Origin of the sequence: Pseudomonas juntendi, assembly GCF_009932375.1 — a bacterium.
Taxonomy (GTDB): Bacteria; Pseudomonadota; Gammaproteobacteria; order Pseudomonadales; family Pseudomonadaceae; genus Aquipseudomonas; species Aquipseudomonas juntendi.
On sequence record NZ_BLJG01000399.1, the window covers coordinates 1 to 1,115 of the forward strand.

The 1,115-nt window shown below is 67.5% G+C and carries 1 protein-coding gene; it reads left to right on the forward strand.

The annotated features are described in order from the left end of the window. Positions 1-1,115 (forward strand): condensation domain-containing protein (locus GYA94_RS26300; protein WP_161893418.1); only part of this gene is annotated, 1,115 nt, incomplete at both ends.

A 1,115-nucleotide genomic window follows, 5' to 3' on the forward strand; every position in this document is an offset into this window, starting at 1 on the left:
CTGACTATGCCGCCTGGCAGCGCCAGTGGATGGACGCGGGGGAGCGTGAGCGGCAGCTGACCTATTGGGTCGAACGCCTGGGTGGCACCCAGCCTGTGCTCGAACTGCCGCTGGATCACCCGCGCCCGGCGATGCGCAGCCAAGCCGGTGCCAGTTTGACGCTGGCCCTGCCCGGTGAGCTGCAGCAGGCGTTGCGTGCACTGGCCAGGCAACAGGGGGTGACGCTGTTCATGCTGTTGCTGGCGGCTTACCAGACGTTGCTGCACCGCTACAGCGGCCAGGCCGACATCCGTGTCGGTGTGCCGATCGCCAACCGCAACCATGCCCGCACCGAAGGCATGATCGGCTTCTTCGTCAACACCCAGGTGCTCAAGGCCGAGTTCGCGCCGCAGGCGACCTTTGCCGCGCTGCTGGGCCAGGTGCGCCAGGCGGCGCTGGAGGCGCAGGCCTACCAGGACCTGCCGTTCGAGCAACTGGTCGAGGCCCTGGCGCCGGAGCGCAACCTCAGCCACAGCCCGCTGTTCCAGGCACTGTTCAACTACCAGAGCGGCGCACGCCGTGGCCAGGGCGCGCAACAGGCGCATGCCTTGAGCGTCGAAGGGCTGCAATGGGATACCGGTGTCGCTCAGTTCGACCTGACCTTGGATGTGTTCGACAGCGAAGAGGGCATGCTGGCCTCGTTGGTGTATGCCACCGACCTGTTCGAGCGCTCGACCATCGAGCGGCTGTCCACCCACTTCATCAACCTGCTGCAAGCCATCGTCGAGCAACCGCACCAACCGGTGGCCGAACTGCCATTGCTGGCGGCCGCCGAGCGCGAGCGCACCCTGGTCACGTGGAACGCCACCGCTGAACAGTACCCGCTGCAGCAGAGCATCCAGCAACTGATCGAAGCCCAGGTGCAGCGCACCCCGGATGCCCCGGCGCTGGCCTTCGGCGAGGTGCGCCTGAGCTACGCCCAGCTCAACGCCCGCGCCAACCGCCTGGCCCATCGCCTGATCGCCCTGGGTGTCGGCGCGGATGTGCTGGTGGGCATCGCGGTGGAGCGTTCGGTGGAGATGGTGGTCGGTTTGCTGGCCATCCTCAAGGCCGGTGGCGCCTACGTGCCGCTGGAC